The sequence below is a fragment of the Pseudomonas sp. RIT-To-2 genome, from assembly GCF_029623465.1.
In the GTDB taxonomy this organism is placed as follows: Bacteria; Pseudomonadota; Gammaproteobacteria; order Pseudomonadales; family Pseudomonadaceae; genus Aquipseudomonas; species Aquipseudomonas silvicola.
On record NZ_JAPYKM010000030.1, the window covers coordinates 12,642 to 32,605 of the forward strand.

At 60.6% G+C, this 19,964-nt stretch carries 22 protein-coding genes and 1 tRNA gene; 11 read left to right on the forward strand and 12 right to left on the reverse strand.

All coding sequences use genetic code 11. The features are described 5' to 3' along the window. Positions 1-51: 51 nt before the first annotated feature. The 5 genes from hutC to QBK88_RS22580 all read right to left on the reverse strand — a co-directional run bounded on the left by hutC (position 52) and on the right by QBK88_RS22580 (position 4,907). Positions 52-756, reverse strand: coding sequence for a histidine utilization repressor (gene hutC, locus QBK88_RS22560; protein ID WP_277963771.1), 705 nt, complete (start codon positions 754-756; stop codon positions 52-54). Further along, positions 753-2,288, reverse strand: coding sequence for a histidine ammonia-lyase (gene hutH / locus QBK88_RS22565; protein WP_277963772.1), 1,536 nt, complete (start codon positions 2,286-2,288; stop codon positions 753-755). The genes hutC and hutH overlap by 4 nt, the downstream gene beginning before the upstream one ends. A 232-nt stretch (positions 2,289-2,520) precedes the next feature. Continuing rightward, the gene (locus QBK88_RS22570; protein WP_277963773.1) at positions 2,521-3,816 is read right to left on the reverse strand and encodes an NAD(P)/FAD-dependent oxidoreductase; all 1,296 of its coding nucleotides are present in this window, start codon (positions 3,814-3,816) and stop codon (positions 2,521-2,523) included. A gap of 87 nt (positions 3,817-3,903) precedes the next feature. Next, positions 3,904-4,077, reverse strand: a complete 174-nt coding sequence (locus tag QBK88_RS22575; RefSeq protein WP_268148306.1) for a DUF3094 domain-containing protein — start codon at positions 4,075-4,077, stop codon at positions 3,904-3,906. Between the two features lie 200 nt (positions 4,078-4,277). Beyond that, a complete protein-coding gene (locus tag QBK88_RS22580; protein WP_158159028.1) occupies positions 4,278-4,907 on the reverse strand; it encodes a DUF1780 domain-containing protein in 630 nt (209 codons plus the stop codon). A 111-nt stretch (positions 4,908-5,018) separates the two neighbouring features. Here QBK88_RS22580 and QBK88_RS22585 point away from each other — a divergent pair, with 111 nt between their 5' ends. Together QBK88_RS22585 and QBK88_RS22590 are read left to right on the forward strand one after the other, a co-directional pair. After that, positions 5,019-5,486 carry an FAD/FMN-containing dehydrogenase gene (locus QBK88_RS22585; protein ID WP_277963774.1) on the forward strand — a complete coding sequence of 156 codons (468 nt, stop codon included), beginning with the start codon at positions 5,019-5,021 and terminating at the stop codon, positions 5,484-5,486. Next, entirely contained in the window at positions 5,483-6,160 is a 678-nt protein-coding gene (locus tag QBK88_RS22590) for an energy-coupling factor ABC transporter permease (RefSeq protein WP_277963775.1), read from the forward strand. Before QBK88_RS22585 ends, QBK88_RS22590 begins: the two co-directional genes overlap by 4 nt. Before the next feature lie 40 nt (positions 6,161-6,200). Here the strand turns inward: QBK88_RS22590 and yacG are convergent, their stop codons facing one another. Genes yacG through pilB form a run of 5 tightly spaced genes read right to left on the reverse strand, consistent with a single transcriptional unit; the run spans position 6,201 to position 10,821 of the window. Further along, positions 6,201-6,404, reverse strand: coding sequence for a DNA gyrase inhibitor YacG (gene yacG / locus QBK88_RS22595; RefSeq protein WP_268148312.1), 204 nt, complete (start codon positions 6,402-6,404; stop codon positions 6,201-6,203). Beyond that, on the reverse strand, positions 6,404-7,024 hold the full coding sequence (gene coaE, locus QBK88_RS22600; protein ID WP_277963776.1) for a dephospho-CoA kinase: 621 nt from the start codon (positions 7,022-7,024) through the stop codon (positions 6,404-6,406). The genes yacG and coaE overlap by 1 nt, the downstream gene beginning before the upstream one ends. Next, entirely contained in the window at positions 7,024-7,893 is an 870-nt protein-coding gene (locus QBK88_RS22605; protein ID WP_277963777.1) for a prepilin peptidase, read from the reverse strand. The genes coaE and QBK88_RS22605 overlap by 1 nt, the downstream gene beginning before the upstream one ends. Position 7,894: 1 nt before the next feature. Further along, positions 7,895-9,118, reverse strand: a complete 1,224-nt coding sequence (locus tag QBK88_RS22610) for a type II secretion system F family protein (RefSeq protein ID WP_277963778.1) — start codon at positions 9,116-9,118, stop codon at positions 7,895-7,897. A gap of 2 nt (positions 9,119-9,120) precedes the next feature. Continuing rightward, positions 9,121-10,821: a type IV-A pilus assembly ATPase PilB gene (pilB, locus tag QBK88_RS22615; RefSeq protein ID WP_277963779.1), complete on the reverse strand. Its 1,701-nt coding sequence runs from the start codon at positions 10,819-10,821 to the stop codon at positions 9,121-9,123. A 225-nt stretch (positions 10,822-11,046) separates the two neighbouring features. On the opposite strand from pilB, the gene QBK88_RS22620 reads away from it, so the two are divergent. The 6 genes from QBK88_RS22620 to QBK88_RS22645 all read left to right on the forward strand — a co-directional run bounded on the left by QBK88_RS22620 (position 11,047) and on the right by QBK88_RS22645 (position 14,603). Next, entirely contained in the window at positions 11,047-11,460 is a 414-nt protein-coding gene (locus QBK88_RS22620) for a pilin (protein WP_277963780.1), read from the forward strand. Positions 11,461-11,517: 57 nt separating this feature from the next. Next, entirely contained in the window at positions 11,518-11,934 is a 417-nt protein-coding gene (locus tag QBK88_RS22625) for a pilin (RefSeq protein WP_277963781.1), read from the forward strand. 54 nt (positions 11,935-11,988) lie between these two features. After that, a tRNA-Thr gene (locus QBK88_RS22630) sits at positions 11,989-12,064 on the forward strand. 409 nt (positions 12,065-12,473) lie between these two features. After that, positions 12,474-12,938, forward strand: a complete 465-nt coding sequence (locus tag QBK88_RS22635; RefSeq protein WP_277963782.1) for a helix-turn-helix domain-containing protein — start codon at positions 12,474-12,476, stop codon at positions 12,936-12,938. After that, on the forward strand, positions 12,938-13,513 hold the full coding sequence (locus tag QBK88_RS22640; RefSeq protein WP_277963783.1) for a PIN domain-containing protein: 576 nt from the start codon (positions 12,938-12,940) through the stop codon (positions 13,511-13,513). The genes QBK88_RS22635 and QBK88_RS22640 overlap by 1 nt, the downstream gene beginning before the upstream one ends. A 316-nt stretch (positions 13,514-13,829) precedes the next feature. Beyond that, complete coding sequence (locus tag QBK88_RS22645) at positions 13,830-14,603, forward strand: EAL domain-containing protein (protein WP_277963784.1); 774 nt, start codon at positions 13,830-13,832, stop codon at positions 14,601-14,603. A gap of 128 nt (positions 14,604-14,731) precedes the next feature. Here the strand turns inward: QBK88_RS22645 and QBK88_RS22650 are convergent, their stop codons facing one another. Then, a complete protein-coding gene (locus QBK88_RS22650; RefSeq protein WP_268148330.1) occupies positions 14,732-14,995 on the reverse strand; it encodes a hypothetical protein in 264 nt (87 codons plus the stop codon). Positions 14,996-15,038: 43 nt separating this feature from the next. After that, the gene (nadC, locus tag QBK88_RS22655) at positions 15,039-15,887 is read right to left on the reverse strand and encodes a carboxylating nicotinate-nucleotide diphosphorylase (RefSeq protein WP_277963785.1); all 849 of its coding nucleotides are present in this window, start codon (positions 15,885-15,887) and stop codon (positions 15,039-15,041) included. Between the two features lie 366 nt (positions 15,888-16,253). On the opposite strand from nadC, the gene QBK88_RS22660 reads away from it, so the two are divergent. From QBK88_RS22660 to ampE, 3 genes are all read left to right on the forward strand, one after another. Continuing rightward, positions 16,254-18,473, forward strand: coding sequence for a DUF1631 domain-containing protein (locus QBK88_RS22660; protein WP_277963786.1), 2,220 nt, complete (start codon positions 16,254-16,256; stop codon positions 18,471-18,473). A 67-nt stretch (positions 18,474-18,540) separates the two neighbouring features. Next, entirely contained in the window at positions 18,541-19,104 is a 564-nt protein-coding gene (gene ampD / locus QBK88_RS22665) for a 1,6-anhydro-N-acetylmuramyl-L-alanine amidase AmpD (protein WP_277963787.1), read from the forward strand. After that, positions 19,101-19,937 carry a regulatory signaling modulator protein AmpE gene (gene ampE / locus QBK88_RS22670; protein WP_268148338.1) on the forward strand — a complete coding sequence of 279 codons (837 nt, stop codon included), beginning with the start codon at positions 19,101-19,103 and terminating at the stop codon, positions 19,935-19,937. Before ampD ends, ampE begins: the two co-directional genes overlap by 4 nt. The last annotated feature ends 27 nt before the right edge of the window (positions 19,938-19,964 follow it).

Sequence of the window (19,964 nt, forward strand, 5' to 3'; positions counted from 1 at the left end):
GCGTATTGCCATGTGGGACCGGGCGAAGCTCGGGAAACAGGCGCCGCCTACCTACACCTTCACGCGACTACCCAACCGATACCGCGAAGAAGGATGCACCAACCGCACATAAGTCACCGCCCGCTCGGCAGTCCACGTACGCCGCAGCAACACCAGGCAGGCCTCATTGGTCTCCATCTGCAGCAGCCTGGCCTCCTGCTCATTCGGATGCCCGGCTTCGACGATGTGCTCCATCTCATCTGGCCGAACCACCTGCAGCAGGTAACTCGCCGGTTGCAGCTGCGCGCCAAAGTCCTGTTCCAGCAACTTCGGGATCAGCTCCGGGTTCACATAGCGATCCTCCAGTTGCACCGGCACGCCTTCTTCCAAGTGCACGCACAGCAGATGAAACACCGATGTGCCCGTGGCCAGGCCCATGGCTGCGGCGATGCTCATGGAAGCCAATTCACGTCCCATGTGGAGCATGCGGCACTCATAACGGTGGCCCCGGGCAGCAATCTCGTCGCCGATGTTGCTGATGCGCATCAAGTTGGACTGCGGCTTGTGCTCGGCCACGAAGGTGCCCACGCCATTGACCCGCACGAGTCGGCCCTCATCGGCCAGCTCGCGCAGGGCGCGGTTGACGGTCATGCGCGACATGCCCAGGGTTTGCACCAACTGGTTTTCCGAGGCAATCAAGTCGCCGGGCTTCCAGTCACCGACCTGGACCTTGTGCAGTACAAAGTCCTTGGCCTTCTGGTAGAGCGCCTGGGTCATCCCTGGTACAGCTCGCTGAAGGCCAGCCAGCGGCCAAACACACCGTCTTCGACCCAGCCGCGCGCTGCGGCGATATCCGGGGCGAAGTAGCGGTCTTCATCGTAGTGGGCCACGCCTTCGCGGATGAACTGCATCACTTGGGTGAGTTTCGGCGAGGTTTGCAACGGCGCCAGCAGGTCGATGCCTTGGGCGGCACCGAGCAATTCGATAGCCACCACGGCGCTGCTGTTGCCGGCCATGTCCAGCAGTCGGCGGGCGGCGAAGGTGGCCATGGAAACGTGGTCTTCCTGGTTGGCCGAGGTGGGCAGGCTATCGATGGACGCGGGGTGGGCCAGGGTCTTGTTCTCGGAGGCCAGGGCCGCCGCGGTCACCTGGGCAATCATGAAGCCGGAGTTCAGGCCGCCTTCACGCACCAGGAAGGCGGGCAGGCCGGACAGGGCCGGGTCCACCAGTTGCGCGGTACGGCGTTCGGACAACGCGCCGATTTCCGAGATGGCCAGGGCCAGGATGTCGGCGGCCATGGCCACGGGCTCGGCGTGGAAGTTGCCGCCCGACAGCACGTCGCCGTCAGCGCTGAACACCAGCGGGTTGTCGGACACGGCGTTGGCTTCGCGCAGGAAAACACTCGCGGCGAAACGCATGTGGTCCAGGCAGGCGCCCATCACCTGAGGTTGGCAGCGCAGGGAGTAGGGGTCTTGCACGCGTTTGCAGTCGGCGTGGGACTGGCGGATCTCACTGGTGGCGCCCAGCAGGTCACGGTAATACGCCGCCGCGGCGATCTGCCCAGGTTGGCCACGCACGGCCTGGATGCGCGGGTCGAAGGGCACGGCCGAGCCTTTCAGGGCTTCGACGGTCAAGCTGCCCGCTACCACGGCGGCGCTGAACAGTTTCTCGGCGGCGAACAGGCCGCGCAGGGCCAGGGCGGTGGACACCTGGGTACCATTGATCAGGGCCAGGCCTTCCTTCGGTCCCAGCTCAAGCGGCTTCAACCCGGCGATGGTCAGGCCCTCGACAGCGTCCATTTCGCGGCCTTCATGGCGCACACGGCCAACGCCGATCAGTACTGCCGACATGTGCGCCAGGGGCGCCAGGTCGCCCGAAGCACCTACCGAGCCTTGGGAAGGGATGCAGGGGAACACTTTGGCGGAGTACAGGCTACGCAGTGCTTCGATCAGCTCCCAGCGCACCCCGGAGAAACCACGTGCCAGCGATGCCACTTTCAGCGCCATGATCAAGCCGACGCTGGCATCGTCCAGCAACGGGCCGGTGCCGGTGCAGTGGGACAGCAGCAGGTTGCGCTGCAGTTTGGCCAGCTTGTCGGTGGCGATGGACGTGCGGGCGAGCAGGCCAAAGCCGGTATTGATGCCGTACACGGTGCGTTCATTGGCGATGATCTGGCTGACGGTATTGGCACTGGCCGCCACTACGTCCCGGGCCGACGCATCCAGCTCGAACGGAGCTTGCTGTTGATAGATGGCACGCAGTTGGTCGAGGTCGAAATGGCCGGGCAGGATGTGCAGTGGGGCGGGCATGGCGGTGTCCTGATGTCAGGTTGTGATGGGAGCTATATAATCCTGTATATACAGGTATAGCAAGCGTCACGTCGCCGGTAAAGCGCACCTTGTCGCAAATAGAAATGGATAATCGTAGCAGCGGACCCGGCCGCGTCACAGCCACCGCGCAGTGTCAGGCCACCGCATATACCGCGGACGCGGCCTTGCGGCCGCTGCTACACGTGGCAGCGGCCGAAGGGTGGGGAGGGGATCAGTGCAGTTTGAGGCGAGGCTCGGTGCCGCGGCCGATGCGGCTGCCCAGCATCAGCATCATGGTCTTGAAGGTGCCGTACAGCGCCATCTGGTGCATGCGGTACAGCGACACGTAGAACATGCGCGCCAACCAGCCCTCCAGCATCACGCTGCCGGTCAGGTTGCCCATCAGGTTACCCACTGCCGAGAACTTCGACAGCGAGATGAGCGAGCCGTAATCCTTGTAGGTATATTCCGGCAATTCCTTGCCTTCGATGCGCAGTTTAAGCGACTTGGCCAGCAGGGACGCCTGCTGGTGGGCGGCCTGGGCACGCGGCGGCACGTTGCGGTCGGTGCCTTTCTGCGGGCAGGCGGCGCAGTCACCAAAAGCGAAGATGTTCTCGTCGCGAGTGGTTTGCAGCGTCGGCAGCACCTGCAGCTGGTTGATGCGGTTGGTTTCCAGACCGTCGATATCCTTGAGGAAGGCCGGCGCGCGGATACCTGCCGCCCATACTTTCAGGCTGGCCGGAATGACTTTGCCGTCGGCAGTCTTCAAGCTGTCAGGGCCTACTTCACTCACCGAGGCGCCGGTCAGCACCGTGACCCCAAGCTTTTCCAGGGTCTTGTGCACCGGGTTGCCGATGCGCTCGGGCAGGGCAGGCAGTACACGAGGGCCGGCTTCGATCAGGGTGATGCGCATGTTCTGCGGCTTGATCTTGTCCAGGCCGTAGGCAGCCAGCTCGTGGGCCGCGTGGTGCAGCTCGGCAGCCAGCTCGACCCCGGTGGCCCCGGCGCCAACGATGGCAACACTGATCTGGCTGTCCTGGTCCTGATGGGCGTGGGCGCGCAGGTAGTGGTTCAGCAGTTGCTGGTGGAAGCGCTCGGCCTGCTTGCGGGTGTCCAGGAACAGGCAGTTCTGCGCCGCGCCCAGGGTGCCGAAGTCGTTGGTGGTGCTGCCCACCGAAATCACCAGGCTGTCATACCCCAGGGTGCGCGCAGGCACCAGCTCCAGGCCGTTCTCGTCCAGGGTGGCGGCCAGTTGAATCTGCTTGGCGGCACGGTCCAGGCCGCTCATGCGGCCGAGCTGGAATTCGAAATGGTTCCATTTGGCCTGGGCCACGTAGTTCAGTTCGTCTTCAGAAGAGTTCAGCGAGCCGGCAGCCACTTCGTGCAGCAGTGGTTTCCAGATGTGCGTCAGGTTGGCGTCGACCAGGGTCACGCTGGCGGTGCCACGCTTGCCCAGGGTTTTACCCAGGCGGGTCGCCAACTCCAGGCCGCCGGCGCCACCGCCGACAATCACGATACGATGTGTCATTCAAAGTACTCATAAGGTTTACGGAATTCTGTGGGTCATGGGTGAAGGCCGCTTCTGGCGGCCGGTTCCGGGCGAGCGCAAAGCAGCTCAAAGCACCAGGTAACTGATCAGACGGCTCAATAGGCCAAGGCCGACGGTAATGGCCACCGTCAGCACCAGGAGCATCCACGGCCGAAAAGGCCGGCGCTCGACTTTGTGCTGGGGCAGTTGCAGGTAATCATCCACGCGCTGCTGATCTTCGGGACTCAAACGGCTGCTCATCGTGACCTCGGAAGGTAGACGCTTCTGACTGTGGGAAAAGTACAGTGTTCCACAATGACGGTATATAAACCACTGTAGGACTGGCCTGTGGGACCGGGCGAAGCTCGGGAAAAGGGCACCGGGTATCGCCAATTACTGCGCGGTGCATGTTTCCCGAGCTTCGCCCGGTCCCACAGGGTTTTTGCAGGGAGTGGGGGGCATTACAGGCTGATACCCACGTCGAAGACGATGCTGCGCCCCAGGTTGCTGCGCAGGAAATCCGGTGCATCGGGGTGGGCGAACAACACCCGGGCGAAGGTCGGACCCACCAGCGACAGCGAGCGCCAGCCCTGGCGCAGGTATTCGGTGGGCGGCGGGAAATGGCTGTTGAGGTCCAGCACTTCGCGTTTGAGGCTGGCGAAGGCAATGATGTCCAGCTCGCCCAGGTCCAGGCCGCGCTCTTTGTAGTTATGGGACTTCTTGCGCAAGGTTGGCGCCAGCCGCTGCAGCAGTTCCGGTGCGCCGATACGCCGGGGCCGGGCTTCGCGCCGCACCAGCTGTGCCAGGGAAAACGCGCTGCGGCGCCGCTGTAACTCTTCGCGCCATTCGTCGTTGAGCCGGCGACCTTCATCCAGCACGAAGAACACCTCGAAACTGGCGTCGCGGAACAGCACGTCCGGTGGCTCCTGCCCGGCGGGGTTGAATTCTTCGGCCCGGTAGGGAATGTTCAAGCCTTGCAACAAGCGCTGGCAGACCCAACGCTCGCGCTCCCATTTGCGGGCATTGGACAGGAACGCATTGGCTTGTTCGGCCTGGATGGTGAGCAGGCGCAGGTAATCTGAGTCATCCATGCACACAAGCTTAGCGTTCAAATGCGCTTTGCAGTGAATGACTTGCACACGCCGTGTCATGGCCTGGGGTGTAGACTGCCAATAAGCCAAATTTCCCTGAGGAACCTGCCGATGAAGTTCTGGACCTGCCTGCTGCTCAGCCTGCTGCCGTGCTGGGCGATGGCCCTGGAAGTGGGCGAACACGTGCCCGCCTGGACCCTGCTCGACCAGTTCGACACTGCCTACACCCTCAACGACGAAGCCCGCGTTCTGCTGGTGGCCCGCGACATGGGGGGCGCCAAGCTGGTCAACGCGGCCCTGCAAGGCCAGCCAAAAGGCTACCTGGAAAGCCGTCACGCGGTGTTCCTGGCCGATATCCAGCGCATGCCGCGGCTGATTGCGAAGATGTTTGCCCTGCCGTCCATGCGCTCCTACGACTACCGGGTGGTGCTCGACCGCGAGGGGCGGATCGCGCCTGGTTACAACGTCGCCGACGACTCGGTACTGTGGCTGGAACTGGACCACCAGCGCGTGGTGGCCCAGCATGAATTCACCGACGCCGCCGCGTTGAAGGCGGCGTTGGAACAGGCGAAAAAATGATCAGCGCGCAGGTGCTGTCCGGCGCGACCCTCGCGATCGGCTGGTGCCTGTATGTCCCCGTCCTCGGCTGGGCGGTATGGCGCGCACCGTGGGTAGAGCTGTTCGCCGACAGCCGCCGTCAGCACCTGCTGTTCGGCACGGTGCTGGCGCTGTTCATGTTGTGGCTGGTGCGGCGGGACTTCGACAGTGGGGTGTCCTACCACTTTCTAGGCCTGACGGCGGTCACCCTGCTGCTGGATTGGCCGCTGGCCCTGGTCGGTGCCCTGGCTGCGCAGATGGGCCTGGTAGCGCTCGGGTACCAGGACCTGCCAGCCGCGGGCGTCAACGGGTTGTTGCTGATTGGCCTGCCGGTGCTGGTCACCGAGCTGTGCGCGCAGGGGGTAGAGCGCCTGCAACCGAAAAATCCCTTCATCTACATTTTCTGCTCGGGGTTCTTTCCTGCGGCGTTGGCGGCATTGCTGTGTGTATTGGCGGGGGTAGGGCTGCTGTGGCTGGACGGGCGTTTTGCCTTGCCGGAATGGCTATGGGACTTTATCGGCTACCTGTGGCTGGTGATCTTTCCCGAGGCCTTCATCAACGGCGTCATCGTCACCGCGTTGGTGGTGTTCTGCCCCGAATGGCTGGAGACCTTCAACCGTACCCGCTACCTGGCGGCGCCGTGGAAGGATGACTGATGCCCAGCCCATCGGCGCCTGCCTCTGTGGTGCGGTGAAATCAATGCTCGCTATGGGGCAAATCGCCCGAGAACATTTCATCCTCGGCATCCGGCCCCACCGGAATCTTGTGCTCTTCGGCCGCCCAGGCGCCCAGGTCGATCAATTTGCAGCGCTCCGAACAGAACGGCCGGGTAGGCGTGGCTGCGCTCCATTCCACCGGCGCCCCGCAGGTGGGGCATTGTACGGTCAGGGGTTGGCTCATCAGTGGCCTCCAGTCAATGTCAGGTAAAAGGCATGCAGCCGCTCGACCTCGGCGCGCAAGGCTGCCAGGTCACGGTCATTGACCAGCACATCGTCAGCATGGCTCAAGCGTTTTTCCCGGGTGGCCTGGGCCTTCAGGATCGCCTGTACCTGCTCAAGGCTGGTGTTGTCCCGACGCAAGGTGCGTTCGATCTGCAACGCCTCCGGCACGTCCACCACCAGCAAGCGCTGGGCCAGCCGGTACTGCCCGGACTCGATCATCAGCGGCGACACGAACACCGCATACGGCGACGTGGCCTTGGCCAGCGCTTCGGCGATCTCGGTGGCGATCAACGGGTGCAGCAGGCCTTCCAGCCAGCGACGCTCGTCGGCGTTCTCGAAAATCAGCCGCCGCAACATCGCCCGGTCCAGCGTACCATCGGCCTGCAGCACCCCTTCACCGAAGTGCCTGGCAATCTCGGCCAGGGCCGGGCGGCCGGGCTCGACCACCCAGCGCGCCGCCTGATCGGCGTCCACCACGTGCACGCCCAGCTCGGCGAAGCGCTCGGCGGCGGCACTCTTGCCGCTGCCGATGCCGCCGGTCAGGCCCAGAATCCAGGGTGCGGGAGAAGCTGTCGTCATCAGAAACCAGCGAACTGCATGTAAGAAGCGGTTATTTGACCACCCCAGAGCAATGCGATCCAGCCCGCAATGGCCAAGTAAGGCCCAAAAGGGATCGGCGTGCTATGCGCCGCGTTGCGCAAGCGCAACAGAATCACCCCCAGAATGGCCCCGACCAGCGACGACAGCAGAATGGTCAGCGGCAACACCTGCCACCCACCCCAGGCGCCAAGCATGGCCAACAACTTGAAGTCGCCATGGCCCATGCCTTCCTTGCCGGTCACCAGTTTGAACAGCCAGAACACGATCCACAGCGCCAGGTAGCCGCCCACCGCGCCCCACAGGGCATCAGGCAAGGTCGCGAACAACCCGAACGCGTTGACGATCAGGCCCAGCCACAACAGCGGCAACACCAGCGCATCGGGCAGCAACTGGTGGTCCGCGTCGATCAGGCTCATGGCCAACAGCCCCCAGGTCAGCAACATCATCGCCCCAGCGGCCCAGCCAAAGCCGAAATGCCAGGCGATGAACGCGCTGAGCACGCCGCTGGCCAGCTCCACCAGCGGGTAGCGTTTGCTGATGGGGGCTTGGCATTGGCTGCACTTGCCTTTCAGCGCCAGGTAGCTGACCACGGGAATGTTCTCCCAGGCGCGGATCTTGTGGCCGCAGTGGGGGCAGGTGGAGGCGGGGAGCATCAGGTTGTAGCGCGGCCCCTCCGGCTCGGCGGGGAGGCCGAGGATGTCGCGGGCTTGGGCTTTCCAGTCGCGTTCCAGCATCTTGGGGAGGCGGTGGATGATGACGTTCAGGAAGCTGCCTACGACCAGGCCGAGGATCAGGGCGCAGAGGGTGAAGGCCATGGGGGTGGTGGCCAGGTAGTCGGATAGGGGCATCTCAGATGACATCGCCGAGTTGGAAGATGGGAAGATACATGGCTACAACGAGACTGCCTACGACCAAACCGAGCACTACCATGATCAGCGGCTCCATCAGGCTGGTGAGGCTATCAACCATGTTATCAACTTCTGCTTCATAGTTGCTGGCCACTTTATCCAGCATATCATCCAACGCGCCGGACTCTTCGCCGATTGCGGTCATCTGAATGGCCATGCTTGGAAAAACGCCCGTTGAACGCATGGAAAAATTCAACTGCATACCTGTTGAAACATCGGCCTTTATCTTATTGACGGCATTCCGGAACACAACATTTCCCGTGGCGCCCGCTACTGAGTCCAATGCTTCGACTAGGGGGACGCCTGCGGCAAAAGTTGTCGAAAGCGTACGGGCGTAACGAGCGACGGAGGACTTGTAAATAATCATCCCGACAATCGGAATTTTTAGAAGGATACGGTCAAGGCCGTCGCGGAATTTAGGGCTGATTTTATATATGTGGCGAAACGCGAATGCCGCACCAATTATGCATGCGAGCACTATCCACCACCAATGCTGGAGGACTTCGGACACTTCTATGACAATCAATGTAAATGCAGGAAGTTGGGCTCCAAAGCCTTGGAATACGGTCTGAAACTGTGGGACAACTTTGATCAGCAGGATGGACGATACTATTAACGCTACCACCAGCACTGCGATGGGGTAGGTCATCGCTTTTTTGATTTTGGCTTTGAGTGCCTCCGTTTTTTCTTTGTAAGTCGCTACACGATCAAGCAAGGCCTCAAGCGCGCCTGCTTGTTCGCCCGCATCCACCAAGTTGCAATATAGGTCATCAAAATATTGCGGTTTCTTCCTCAGGGAAGATGCAAAGGAGTTGCCAGCGCCAACTTCGGCCTTTAGCTCCTCGACCAGTCTTTTCATGTTTGGGTTATCGACACCCTCTGCGATAATGTCGAATGATTGGAGAAGGGGGACCCCGGCACGCATCATGGTCGCCATTTGACGAGTGAAAAGTGCAATATCCATCGGTTTGATCTTCTTGCCTTTATTGAAGATCGAAACAGTTTTTTTCTTGATTTTTCCGGGGGTTACCCCTTGTTTTCGTAGCTGAGCCTTGAGTAGCGGGAGCGACGGCGCGCTCATCTCTCCGGTAACCTTGGCCCCTTTGCGGTCAGTGCCCTCCCAGATGTACGTAATTACTTTTGGTGTACTCGCTTTCTCCGCCATCATCAGTCCTTGGTAACCCGGTTGACTTCTTCAAGGCTCGTGACGCCTTGCATAACCTTGGCCAGGCCTGAAGTTCGTAAGTCGCTGAAGCCTTCTGCACGCATTTGATCAGCAATGTCAATCGAGTTCGAGTCCTCCATGATCAGGCGCTGCAGAGCTTGGGTGTTTCGTACCACTTCGTAGATGCCTTGACGTCCTTTGTAGCCGCCATTGCAATGAGCACATCCCACAGGCTCGTAAATGATGAATTTGCCAATCATCTGGGGTGGAAAACCTTCCTTCATCTGGGTCTCATGAGGAATGTCCGCTTCTTTCTTACAGCTAGGGCACAGTTTGCGCGCAAGACGCTGGGCAATGATCAAATTCACGGAAGTCGCGATGTTAAAACCAGCCACTCCCATATTCTGCAATCGAGTCAACGTCTCGGCAGCGCTGTTGGTGTGGAGGGTCGACAGCACCAAATGCCCTGTTTGGGCCGCCTTGATCGCAATTTCGGCTGTTTCCAGGTCTCGAATCTCACCGACCATGATTACGTCCGGATCTTGGCGCAGGAATGAGCGCAGTGCTTGTGCGAAGTCTAATCCCTGGCGAGGATTGACATTGACTTGGTTGATACCCTCCATGTTGATCTCCACTGGGTCTTCGGCAGTGGAGATATTGATATCAACAGTGTTCAGGATGTTCAGGCCTGTGTAAAGCGATACGGTTTTACCGGAGCCCGTTGGGCCAGTAACCAAGATCATTCCTTGAGGCTGTCTCAGCGCCTGGAGGTATAATTCTTTTTGCTCTGGCTCATAGCCTAGCGCGTCAATACCCATTTGTGCGCTGGATGGATCAAGAATACGCATCACAATTTTTTCACCCCACAGAGTGGGGAGGGTATTAACCCTGAAATCGATTGATCTGCTCTTCGATATCCGCATTTTGATGCGACCATCCTGAGGCTTGCGGCGCTCGGAAATATCTAGATTCGCCATGACTTTAAGTCGGGCTGCAATTCGGCCTGCCAGGTTGATGGGCGGTTTAGCCACCTCTCTCAGAATACCGTCTGTGCGCAGCCGAACACGATAGACTTTCTCGTACGGCTCAAAATGCAAGTCGGATGAACCGCCTCTGATTGCATCCAGAAGCATTTTGTTCACGAAACGGACAACAGGTGCATCGTCGGCGTCCTGGCCAGCTATCGGCTCATCATCTTGTTCGTTGGCGCTTTCAACGTCCACATTGTTCAGGTCGACATCAGCCATTTCCTCCAGACCGGTCGTGTCGTGGTCAAAAAGCTTCTCAATGGCGTCCGCCAGCTTGTCGTCCTCGACGATGATAGCTTCGGTAGTCAAGCCGGTGCTGAACTGAATATCGGTAATTGCCTGTTGATTGGTCGGGTCGGATACGCCGACAAACAACTTGTTACCACGCCTCCACAGAGGAAGCGCCCGGTGTTGGCGGACCAGCTTTTCGCTGACCAGGCCTTTCGGCTGTACGTCTTTTTCAAGGGTTGAGAGATCGAGAAATGAAATGCCGAATTGCTCGGATGCTATTTCAGCGACAGATCTGCCGGAGACCAGCTTGTTTTGTACCAGGAAGTGTACGAGTGACGTACGGTTTCGTTGAGCCTGCTGATACGCCTGTTGCGCACTTTTGTCTGTAAGCAGCTCGGCCTGGACCAAATGTTTGGCAAGACCGCTTAGGGCAATATCGTTCATTGGAGCACCGATTACATCTATTCGGTGTTTTATAGCCTAGTCAGGTCTAGGTGCCAAATTTTGATGAGTTGGTGACAAAAATTGTCAGTTTAAATCTCTCTGCGACAGGCCTGGGCGGCTAAAGCACCAGTGTGCCTGTGCATGCCCGCCCCATCGCGTATGGCACGTACATTGCTGCCTGCAGATCAAGGTCGTTTGGCCGGGTGTCCACATTGGAGAAAACAGATGAAAAATCAAAAGGGCTTCACCCTGATCGAATTGATGGTGGTGGTCGCCATCATCGGTATCCTGGCAGCTATTGCCATTCCCCAGTACTCCAAATATCAAGCGCGTGCGAAGGTGTCTGCAGGCCTGGCTGAAGCAGCGTCGTACAAAAGCGGTTTTGAGGATCTGCTAAATTCAGGTACTACTGTAAGCCAGACCAACCTCAATGCTCCGGCTTCCACAGGGAACTGCACCTTCACCTTCACGGACGGCGTAACCGGCACGATTCAATGCGCCTTGGTCAACCCTCCAACAGTGATTGCTGGCGGTACTATTCTACTGACTCGCTCGTCGACTGGGTGGACCTGCACCTCAAGTGCTATCGCGTCTACCTACCTGCCTAAAGGTTGCGCTGCAGCTGCTAACGCCGGGTAATGTACCGCTTCACGGGCGAGCGCCATTCGCCGCCCGTGAAGTTTTCAGGGAGCTGTAATGAAGAAAACGGAGGGTTTTACGCTGATTGAGCTGATGGTTGTCGTGGCTATCATTGGAGTTGTTGCGGCCATCGCGTTGCCCTTTTACTCGAGCTATCTGGCTCGATCGAAGGTAATAGCTGGTGTCACAGAGACTTCCATGCTCAAGTCCTTGGTGCAGGTAGAGCTGGACCAAGGGCACGATATCGCTTCTGCGTCAGATATAGGTGCTGCGACTTCATCAACCAACTGCAGCTCAGTGGCGGTGTCCGGAACGGCCGCTACCGGCGTCGCATCCGTCATCTGCACACTCACCAATGCTCCATCCGCGGTAAACGGGCAAACCGTCAGCTGGACAAAAGCTGCTGGCGGTAGTTGGGCATGTGTGACGAGCGCTCCCGCAGTGTATGCCCCTGTTGGCTGCCCGGGGGCTTGAGGGCGGCTGTTCATCTTGCTCGGCAGTACTTGGGATGTTAGCTTAGCGCTCGAAGCCGGTGTAGCTCAGTCGGTAGAGCAGCGCACTCGTAACGCGAAGGTCGTAGGTTCGATTCCTATCCCCGGCACCATCTCCCCCCGCCTCACCCTCCATGGTCCCCCTGAATGTCCCGAACTCCGAATGTTCGTGGTCATCTTCGAATTGTCGATCAACCAGACCCAGCGGTCATCCACCTTGACGTTGAACGGGTTGCCATAAGCCGCATACTCCACGCACGACGTGCTCCCGATCACCTGCCAACCCCTCTGCCACTACCGTGATGCGCGCGGCCCACCAGCGCGTCGGCGATGCAGTTTCATCGGGAGCCTCGGCCTGAGGGTGCTGTGGGCGGCCAGCCACCAGCTCATGGCTATGCGTAGGCCAGCACGTGGCTTCGTTTCGTCTATTTCGTTTGTTGTGGTTTTCGTTTATTTCGATTATAACGTCTCTACCTGCCGTATGAGGCGCCAGGAATTTCAAGTCGCTTTTGGAGATACACCATGACTACCGCCGATCTGGCTCGAAGCGTCCTTCCAGATGAGAGAGCGATCGCCGCGGCTACTGAATCAAGCCGCCAGATTGCTGCTTTCGTTTCGACGAAGCTGGATACTCAGCGCATTGAACTGATTGATGAAGCCCAGCAACGCCAAGCCGTTGAGCTACCAACGTTTGCTCTTAGATTGCTCGGGGAAATATTGAGCGAACTGGCCTTGGGCAACACCGTAAAGGTGGTGCCGATCCACGCAGAACTGACGACTCAAGAAGGCGCCGACCTGCTCAACGTCTCGCGTCCACATCTTGTCAAGCTGCTGGACGACGGTCAGATTCCACACACGAAGACCGGCAGCCACCGCCGCATCAAGTTCACCGATATCATGGCCTACAAAGCCGACCGTGACAGAGCGAGCCAAGCCGCGATGGAAGAGCTGGCTGCACAAGCCCAAGAGCTTAATATGGGGTATTAATGAGGCATTCACCGTTCACTGTTATCTATGATGCTTGTGTGCTGTATCCAGCTCCTCTGCGTGATCTGCTAATGCATTTGGCCTTGACCGGCGTCTATCGTGCGCGCTGGTCCGGGCAGATCCATGATGAGTGGACGCGAAATGTGCTGAAAAATCGTTCCGACCTGACGAAAGCCCAGCTTCATCGTACTGTCGAGGCCATGAACCGGGCAGTTCCTGATTGTCTTGTGAGCGACTACGAGCCGTTGATGCCAGGGCTTGACCTTCCTGACGAAGATGATCGGCATGTGTTGGCCGCTGCAATCAAATGCGGCGCAACGGTCATCGTCACATACAATCTGAAGGATTTCCCCGCTGAGATCTTGAAGCGCTTTGAGATCGAGGCTTTGCACCCCGATGTCTTTCTTTCTGACGTCTGGGACCTGGATCAAGCAGCCGTACTCGAGGCAGTTCAAAAGCAGCGCGCTTTGTTGAAGAATCCTAGGTACACGGCTCGCGAGCTACTGGATACTCTGCTTACGCAACGGCTCCCAGAAATCGTCAAGCACCTCTCCAGCTACGAGTTGTTCATTTGATCCTGCCTAGGCCAGGATTTACTCGGCTTCATACGGTTCCTGAATCTTTATTCTCGCTATCCAAAGACACGAATCGGAGCACCGCTCCATCCATTGACCTGTCCTTGACGCCCGCCTATTCTGAAAACGTCTCGATTTACACGCTGGGGCTAGTAACGCCGCCGCTTGGTGTCGCCGCGCCGGTTGATGTGCTGGCCCTGAGCGCTTCTGAACCCCCTTTTCTATTGGGGGTTTTTCATTTTAAACGCTTTTATTTGTTAGCTTGGCCCAGGGTGACAAGCTCACCGGACAAAATATTTGCCTCCCCGGAGGAGCAATGACCCAAACCTTCTTCCCCCACCCCTTCGAACCCACCGGCTGCGCCCAATGCCGCAACCTGGAAGGCCTGGATTTCCAGTTCACCATGGCGTTCCAGCCCATTCTCGACGTTTCCACCGGCAAGCTCTACGCCTACGAGGCCCTGGTGCGCGGCCCCAACGGCGAGTCGGCGGCCAGCGTGCTGGGCAAGGTCAACGACGGTAACCGCTACCGCTTCGACCAGGCTTGCCGGGTCAAGGCCATTGAGTTGGCAGCCGGGTTGGGCTTGGTGAGCATCCCTGATTGCAAGCTGAGCATCAACTTCCTGCCCAACGCCGTGTACCGCGCCGAGACCTGTATTCGGGCGACCCTCGAGGCGGCGAAGGCATCGAGTTTTCCCTTGGATCGCTTGATGTTCGAAGTGACCGAGGGGGAGCGGGTAGAGGACCCGGAGCATCTGAAGTCCATTTTCAAGGCGTATGAGCGCCAGGGGTTTACCACGGCAATCGACGACTTTGGCTCGGGGTATTCCGGGTTGAATCTGTTGGCGACCTTCCAGCCTCAGGTGTTGAAGCTGGACATGGCGTTGACGCGGTCCATCGACAGCGACCCGGTGCGTGAGGCTATCGTGGCGGGGATCGTGCTGGTGGCGCAGCGCCTAGGCATTACCCTGCTGGCCGAGGGGGTGGAGACGGCGGGGGAGCGGGATGCGTTGCTGGGGCTGGGGATCCGCCTGATGCAGGGGTATCTGTTCGCCCGCCCTCAAGTGGAGTGTTTGCCGTTGATGCCGTAGCGGGGGTCAACCGTGTGGGACCGGGCGAAGCTCGGGAAAAGGACGGCGCGCAGTTTAAGTGGCTGCGCGGTGCCGGCTTCCCGAGCTTTGCCCGGTCCCACAGAGGGAAGGGGGGCTAAATTCGCAAGTCAGCCCTCTTGGCGCCACCGCACGGTGTAATGCGCGGCCACGGTGGTCATCTGCGGCTGGAAGTGGGTGTTGGTGATCAGGTACTTGTCCACCACGCCGCCTTCGCGGTGGTGTTCCAGGGTGTCGCCGGCGCCGGCGTTCAGGGTTACTTCGTAGATCAGCGCCTTGTTGGGTTCTACCTGGGTCTGGAAAGGACCCAGGCGGGTACCGTCGATGCGGATGATGTAGACCGTGTCGGCCCCGGGGTTGAGCGTGTTCGTCACTGCGAGTACTCCAATACCTTCGTTCATCTCGTGGGGTGTTGTGTCACAGACTCAGGCGCATCGACAGGTCGATGGCCTTGACGTCCTTGGTCATGGCGCCGATGGAGATGTAGTCCACACCGGTCTGGGCAATGGGCAGCAAGGTACTTTCGTTGATGCCGCCGCTGGCTTCCAGTTTTGCCTTGCCCGCATTCAGGCGCACGGCTTCACGCATGTCGTCGTGGCTGAGTTCGTCGAGCATGATGATGTCGGCACCGGCGGCCAGGGCTTCCCGGAGTTCTTCCAGGCTTTCCACTTCGATTTCCACCGGCTTGCCGGGGGCTATGCGGTGGGCGGCGCTGATGGCCTGGGCGATGCCGCCACTGGCGGCAATGTGGTTTTCCTTGATCAGGAAGGCGTCGTACAGGCCGATGCGGTGGTTGTGGCAGCCGCCGCAGGTAACCGCGTATTTCTGTGCCAGGCGCAGGCCGGGCAGGGTCTTGCGCGTGTCGAGCAGCTTGACCTGAGTGGCGGCTACCTTGTCGGCCAGGGCTTGGGCCTGGGTGGCGACAGCGGACAGCATCTGCAGGAAGTTCAGCGCGGTACGTTCGCCGCTCAACAGCGCGCGCGCCGGCCCTTCAAGGTGGAACAGGGCCTGGTTGGCCGTGGCGCGCTGGCCGTCGACGACCTGCCAGTGCACCGCCACGCGCGGGTCGAGCTGGCGGAACACCGCGTCCACCCAGGCGGTGCCGGCGACCACGCAGTCCTGGCGGGTGATGATGGTGGCCTTGGCCAGGCGCTCGGCGGGGATCAGCTGGGCGGTGATGTCGCCGCTGCCAATGTCTTCCAGCAGCGCGCGGCGCACGTTGGCTTCTATCTCGGCAGTCAGGTCGGCGAGGCGTAGATTCGGCATAGCAGGCTCCACAAGCAAAGTGGCCGGATTATAGGGCAGGCGATGCCCGGCGCGAAGCCTTGCGACAGCCAGGCGGCCCAGTGGCGAAAAGGCGCGAAAACATCCCGCCCCAGGGAGCTTTTTGCTGGTTTTGTTGTCCACTTCGCATCGCCCCGCAAATATCTGCGGCAGGTGCTCTAGCACAGCGCTACGCTTTTGCAGATAATGAGCGCCTTGTATTTGGCGCCATAGCTTTGACGCCTTGAATCTTTGTTTCCACTGTGCGTGACGGCGCTTACAAAGGCGTTGCGCCAGAGGGCTGTGGGCGGGCGCGGGTAACCTGCATACTAGAGCGAAAGCGTACCCTCATTCTTTCTGGAGAACGGGATGCATAACGATGGGAAAGTCGTGCCGTTGAACAAGGCTGCTGCTGATCACGCCAATCAGACGCCCTTGGCACGCCTGCCCGTCGTCCTGCTGCAGGTTCGCGACAAGGCCGCCCAGCAACTGCGCCAAGGCTTGCAGGCGCTGTTCGACAATGCCGACGACACCCTGTTCGAGATGGCCGACAAGGCCCACAACAACGCCGAGCAGAACACCTTCTTCGAAGCCATGCGCGACCTGCGCCTCAAGCGCAAGAGCATTGAGCGCGGCTTCCTGGAAAAACTCTATGAGGCGTTCGTGGCCATCGGCCAATACGAGATCGCCGAGCCTGCGGTGGCCTCGCCGGTCAATTACGACAAGCTGGAACTGGTGGCCAATGACGATCTGGAGCGCACCGTCGCCCTGGACGCCATGGTTGGCAAGGTGCTGGCCCGCGATGGCCTGGCCTTGGGGCAGTTGACCGCCCGGCTCAATGCTTTGGTGCTCAAGCGCCTGGACGATGCCAGCAACCCCGTAGGGCCGGCCATGCTCTGTGATTATTTCCTCCAGGCCGGGCGTAACCTGGGCGTGGAGATCAAGGTCAAGCTGATCGTGCTCAAGCTGTTCGAAAAGTACGTGTTGGCCGACACCGACCAGTTGTATGCCGAGGCCAATCAGTTGCTGATCGCCACGGGCGTGCTGCCGGAACTGAAGGCCGCGCCGGCCCGCCGCAGCGCTGACCGTGCGCCGCCGCGTCCCAGCCAGCGTCGCGAGGACGCCGCCGTGGCCGGCCCGCAGACCGGCGCGCAGCTCGATGAAAGCGTGCAGGAAGTGTTCGGCGCCTTGCAGGAGCTGCTCCACCAGCTGCGCGGCAGTGTCGCGCCCAAGCTGGAAAGCAGCCACGAAGCGCAGCCCATTTCCACCAACGACCTGATGCGCCTGCTGTCGCACTTGCAGCAATACGTGCCTTCGTCCCAGGCGGCCCAGGACGATTACGACCTGCGCCACCAGCTGGAGCAATTGCTGACTCGGGTAAGCGTCAAGAGTGGCAGGTTCCGGGTGATCGGCGTGGTCGACGAAGACGTCATCAACCTGGTGACCATGCTGTTCGAGTTCATCCTGGATGACCGCAACCTGCCCGATTCGCTCAAGGCGCTGATCGGCCGCTTGCAGATCCCGATGCTCAAGGTCGCGGTGATGGACAAGAGCTTCTTCAGCCGTGGCAGCCACCCGGCGCGGCGCCTGCTCAACGAGATCGCTTCGGCGGCCATGGGCTGGGGCAACCGCGATGACTACCAGCGTGACAGCCTGTACCTGCGGATCGAGCAGATCGTGCAGCGCCTGCTCAACGACTTTGTCGACGACCCGGCGATTTTCTCCGAACTGCTGGCCGACTTCCTGGCCTTCACCGCCGATGAGCGGCGGCGCAGCGAGTTGCTCGAACAGCGTACCCGTGACGCGGAGGAGGGCCGGGCCAAGGCTGAGCTCGCGCGCCAGCGCGTGCAACAGGAACTCAACCGCCGCTTGCTGGGCAAGGTCTTGCCGCTGGTGGTGGTGCGGCTGCTGGAAGAGGCCTGGAGCAAGGTGCTGTTGCTGACCTGCCTGAAACATGGCGACGGTTCGCCCCAATGGCTCGAAGGCCTCGCGACCATGGACGATCTGATCTGGAGCGTGGAGCCCCACGACGAACCCCAGGCCCATGAGCGCTTGCTGGATGTGGTGCCGGGACTGCTCAAGGCCCTGCGTGACGGCCTGACCAGTTCGGCGTTCGACCCCTTTGCCACCAGCGAATTCTTCAGCCAGCTGGAGCTGCTGCATGTGCAGGCGCTCAAGCGCGATGCCCTTCACCCGGCGGCGTGGGGCGAGGGCCAGGAACCCCCGGCGCTGGTGGCGGTGGTCGAGGAAATCGTGCTGGCGGGGCACGGCGATGCCCCCCCTGCCCAGGTACGGCTGCCGGCCGATGACCCCGGCCTGCTGCAGGTCAACGCGTTGCGCACCGGTTGCTGGGTGGAGTTCATCGACGATGAGGGCCACTGTCAGCGTTGCAAGCTGGCGGCGATCATCGAGGCTACTGACCGATATGTGTTCGTCAACCGCACCGGCATGAAGGTGCTGGAAAAGACCCGCACGGGCCTGGCCGTCGAGTTTCGCCAGGGTGCGGCGCGGATTCTGGATGATACCCTGCTGTTCGACCGCGCCCTTGATTCAGTGGTCTCCAACCTGCGGCGGCGGAAAAATATATAGTTGCATGCCCAGCCAGTCAGCGACGCGGCATACTGGGGCGATCGAGCCGTGTCGCCAAGGAGGCCTTATGACCATTGATCCCATCACTGGCTGGTGCCAGCCAGCCACGCACTGCCCATCGCCCAATTTCAATGAGCGCCCGCTGGGTGAAATCTCCCTGCTGGTGATCCACAACATCAGCCTGCCGCCTGGCCAGTTCAAGACCGGCCGCGTGCAGCAGTTCTTCCAGAACCAACTGGACTGCAGCGCCCACCCCTTCTTCGAGACCATCGCCGAACTGAAGGTGTCGGCACACTTCCTGATCGAGCGTGACGGCGGGCTGACCCAGTTCGTCTCTTGTCTGCAGAGGGCCTGGCATGCCGGGGTGTCGAATTTCGAAGGGCGCGAAGCGTGCAATGACTTCTCCATCGGCATCGAGCTGGAGGGGACTGACTTCGAACCGTTCACCGATGCCCAGTACCAGGCACTGGCACACCTGACCCGGCAACTGCAGGCGCAGTACCCGGCCATTACTTCATCGCGCATCTGCGGGCACAGCGACATCGCGCCCGTGCGCAAGACAGATCCAGGGCCGCACTTCGACTGGCCGCGCTACCGCGCCAGCCTGCTGGCCCACGAGGGAGTGCAATGAGTTTTCTGGTGTTGGTGCTGGTGTTGGTGATTGAGAAATTCTCGGCGTTGCGCCACCGGTTGCAAGGTGACCGTGCCTGGTTGGCCGAGCTGGCTCGCCTGGAAGCCAAGCCGCGTCTGGCCAAGGAACCGGCGCTTATCCTGGCGCTGTGGGTGCTGCTGCCCGCGGTGGTGCTGGGGGCGCTGCTGCTGGCGCTCAAGCCAGTGGCCTATGGCCTGTTTGCCTTGCCCATTCACCTGTTGGTGGTGATCTACAGCTTGGGCCGTGGTGATGTGAAAGCCGGACTGGGGCCGTTTCGTGACGCCTGGCGGCGGGGCGACGAGCAGGCAGCCGTGCATGTGGCCGAACGTGACCTGGGGCTGAGCGCCGACGACGAATCGGGCCTGCTGGCCAAGGTGCAGGACAACCTGCTGTGGCAGGCGTATCAGAGTTTCTTTGCAGTGATCTTCTGGTATGTGCTGCTGGGGCCTGTGGCGGCGCTGGTTTATCGATTGCTGGCGCTGGCGGTGCGCAACGCCAGGCACCCGGGCGTGGTGGCTCGCGCGGGCAGCATTCGCCACGCCTTCGATTGGCTGCCGGTGCGGGTGCTGGCCGTGAGCTTTGCCCTTGTGGGTAACTTCGTCGCGGTGGGCAAGGTGATGCTGCATGAGGTACTGCATTGGGGCATCGGTGCGAAGAAGCTGATCGCCGACGTCGGGCGCGTGGCGGGTGAACTGCCGGCCACCGCGGCGGGCGAGGCGGGTGTCGCCAGCCTGGACAGCCTGTGGGAGCTACTGCTGCGCTCGGCGGTGCTGTGGTATGCCGTCATCGCCCTGTGGACAGTGCTGTTCTAACCCCCGGATTGCCGGTGGCAACCCTGC